Raw genomic sequence first — 2,923 nt, 5'->3', positions numbered from 1 at the left:
CCTCCCACACTGTTTTGTGGTGTGTTTTGGATTCAGACCAGAATCGAAGTGCCCGTCATTTCAACCGGCTTCTCCAACCCCATCAGCATCAACATGGTCGGCGCCACATCCGCCAGCACGCCGCCGTCACGCACTTTGAAATCGCGCTTGCCAACATAGATGAACGGCACCGGCTCGGTGGTGTGGGCGGTGTGGGCCTGACCGGTCGATTCGTCGGACATCTGCTCGCAGTTGCCATGGTCAGCGGTGATCAGCGCTTCGCCGCCGACTTTTTCCAGGGCGTCGGCGATGCGGCCGACGCACAGGTCCAGGCACTCCACGGCCTTGATCGCGGCTTCCAGGTTGCCGCTGTGGCCGACCATGTCGCCGTTGGCGTAGTTGACCACGATCACGTCATAACGCTGGTGCTCAATGGCATCGACGATCTTGTCGGTAACCTCCGGAGCGCTCATTTCTGGCTGCAAATCGTAAGTGGCGACTTTTGGCGACGGGATCAGGATGCGCTCTTCGCCCGGAAACGGCTCTTCGCGCCCGCCTGAGAAGAAGAAGGTCACGTGGGCGTATTTTTCGGTTTCGGCGATGCGCAGTTGGGTCTTGCCGTTTTTCGCCAGGTAATCGCCCAGCACGTTGTCCAGGCTGCCGGCTGCGAACGCGGCAGGCGCCGGGATGCTGGCGGCGTATTGGGTCAGGCCTACGTATTGGACTTTTGGCTGGCGCGCACGCTCGAACTCCTTGAAGCCGTCTTCGACAAACACGCGGCTCAGCTCGCGGGCACGGTCGGCGCGGAAGTTCATGAACACCACGCGTCGCCGTCTTCGACTCTTACCGGCTCGCCGATGGTGGTCGCCTTGACGAATTCATCGCTCTCGCCACGGGCATAGGCGGCTTCCAGGCCTTTCTGGGCGGTAGCGGCGTTGAATTCGGCCTGACCGTCGACGATCAGGTTGTAGGCCTGGGCCACGCGGTCCCAGCGGTTGTCGCGGTCCATGGCGAAGTAACGGCCGATGATGCTGGCGATGCGGCCTTTGCCCAGGGCGGCGAAGGTGGCGTCGAGCAGTTCGATGGACGATTGCGCGCTTTTGGGCGGCGTGTCGCGGCCATCGAGAAAGGCGTGCAGGTAGATTTTATCGGCGCCGCGCTTGAAGGCCAGTTCGGCCATGGCCACCAGATGGTCCTGGTGGCTGTGCACGCCGCCGTCCGACAGCAGGCCCATGAAGTGCACGGCCTTGCCGGCGGCCACGGCTTTATCCACCGCCGCGCAAATGATCGGGTTCTCGAAGAACTCGCCATCGCGGATCGCTTTGGTCACGCGGGTGAAGTCTTGATACACCACTCGTCCGGCGCCGAGGTTCATATGGCCGACTTCCGAGTTGCCCATCTGGCCGTCCGGCAGGCCTACGTCCATGCCGGAACCTGAGATCAGGCCGTTGGGCACGGTGGCCGTCAAACGGTCCAGTACCGGCTTGCGCGCCGCGTAGACCGCGTTGTCGTGGTGGCTTTCACTGTGTCCGAAGCCATCGAGAATTATCAGGACCAAAGGTTTAGGCGTAGTAGTCATAGATCCTCTCGCGGCGGTAATAAAGGAAGGCAATTGAAAAGGGAGTGGCAGTTTAAAGCGAAGTTCCGACCACGTCACCGCTTTACGGGGGTTGGCCCCCCCTGGCGGCTGTGTATACTTACCGCCATTTTAACGCCCTGGAACCTCCTTGATGGTTGATCACCTGATTGCATTTGCCACTGCCCACTATCTGCTCGTGGGTGCCTTCGTCATCCTGCTGGCGCTGCTGATCGCTCACGAGATGAGCCGTGGTGGCCGCAGCCTGAGCACATCGGAGCTGACCGCGCTGGTCAACAAGGATGAGGCCATTGTCGTGGACATCCGCCCCGCCAAGGATTTCGCCACCGGTCATATCGTCGGTGCGCTGAACATTCCCCAGGACAAGCTGATCGCGCGCTTGCCCGAGCTGGAAAAGCACAAGGCCAAGACCATCATCCTGGTCGACGCTCAGGGCCAGCACGCCGGCACCCACGCCCGCGAAATGCTCAAGACCGGTTTCACCGCCGCCAAGCTGTCCGGTGGCATCAGCAGCTGGCGCGCCGATAACCTGCCGCTGGTGAAGTGATATGAGCCAGGTTGTCGTGTATTCCAGCGATTGGTGCCCTTACTGCATGCGGGCCAAGGCCCTGCTTGAGAAAAAGGGCGTTGCCTTCGAAGAGATCAAGGTCGACGGCAAACCCCAGGTGCGCGCCGAAATGGCCCAGAAGGCCGGCCGCACGTCGGTGCCGCAGATCTGGATCGGCACCAAACATATCGGTGGTTGCGATGACCTGTTCGCCCTGGAGCGCGCCGGTAAACTGGATGCGCTGCTGTCCGCCTAACCCCTTAAAGACCCCAAGATAAAGAAGGATCTGCGATGACTGATCAACAGAACACCGAAGCAGCGCAAGACCAAGGCCCACAGTTCTCGCTGCAGCGCATCTATGTGCGTGACCTGTCGTTCGAAGCGCCGAAAAGCCCGGCCATCTTCCGCCAGGAATGGACCCCAAGCGTTGCGCTGGACCTGAACACCCGCCAAAAAGCCCTGGAAGGCGACTTCCACGAAGTGGTACTGACCCTGTCGGTCACCGTCAAGAATGGCGAAGAAGTGGCCTTCATCGCTGAAGTACAACAGGCCGGCATCTTCCTGATCCAGGGCCTGGACGAAGCGTCCATGAGCCACACCCTGGGCGCGTTCTGCCCGAACATCCTGTTCCCGTATGCCCGCGAGACCCTGGACAGCCTGGTTACCCGTGGCTCGTTCCCGGCATTGATGCTGGCGCCGGTGAACTTCGATGCCCTGTACGCGCAAGAGCTGCAGCGCATGCAACAGGAAGGTTCGTCGACGGTTCAGTAATCTCGAACCCGACGCAGAACCCAATGTGG

At 61.0% G+C, this 2,923-nt stretch carries 3 protein-coding genes and 1 pseudogene; 3 read left to right on the top strand and 1 reads right to left on the bottom strand.

Going from position 1 to position 2,923, the window contains the following annotated elements:
• Positions 1-32: 32 nt before the first annotated feature.
• A pseudogene (gpmI, locus tag JWR98_RS08485) lies at positions 33-1,558 on the bottom strand (2,3-bisphosphoglycerate-independent phosphoglycerate mutase).
• A 151-nt stretch (positions 1,559-1,709) separates the two neighbouring features.
• On the opposite strand from gpmI, the gene JWR98_RS08480 reads away from it, so the two are divergent.
• The 3 genes from JWR98_RS08480 to secB are packed head-to-tail and all read left to right on the top strand — an operon-like array spanning position 1,710 to position 2,894.
• Positions 1,710-2,123 carry a rhodanese-like domain-containing protein gene (locus JWR98_RS08480; RefSeq protein WP_078731164.1) on the top strand — a complete coding sequence of 138 codons (414 nt, stop codon included), beginning with the start codon at positions 1,710-1,712 and terminating at the stop codon, positions 2,121-2,123.
• Between the two features lies 1 nt (position 2,124).
• Complete coding sequence (grxC, locus tag JWR98_RS08475; RefSeq protein WP_078731165.1) at positions 2,125-2,379, top strand: glutaredoxin 3; 255 nt, start codon at positions 2,125-2,127, stop codon at positions 2,377-2,379.
• A 35-nt stretch (positions 2,380-2,414) separates the two neighbouring features.
• Entirely contained in the window at positions 2,415-2,894 is a 480-nt protein-coding gene (secB, locus tag JWR98_RS08470) for a protein-export chaperone SecB (RefSeq protein WP_003171119.1), read from the top strand.
• Positions 2,895-2,923 lie beyond the last annotated feature (29 nt).

It is taken from the genome of Pseudomonas lactucae (assembly GCF_016937615.1).
Classification (GTDB): Bacteria; Pseudomonadota; Gammaproteobacteria; order Pseudomonadales; family Pseudomonadaceae; genus Aquipseudomonas; species Aquipseudomonas lactucae.
Note: the sequence above shows the minus strand (reverse complement) of the source record. Positions and strands in the feature narration are given on the sequence as shown.

Excerpts from the sequence above, each read along its gene's own strand:
- JWR98_RS08480 (WP_078731164.1), top strand. The coding sequence starts at position 1,710 with ATGGTTGATCACCTGATTGCATTTGCCACTGCCCACTATCTGCTCGTG.
- grxC (WP_078731165.1), top strand. The coding sequence starts at position 2,125 with ATGAGCCAGGTTGTCGTGTATTCCAGCGATTGGTGCCCTTACTGCATG.
- secB (WP_003171119.1), top strand. The coding sequence starts at position 2,415 with ATGACTGATCAACAGAACACCGAAGCAGCGCAAGACCAAGGCCCACAG.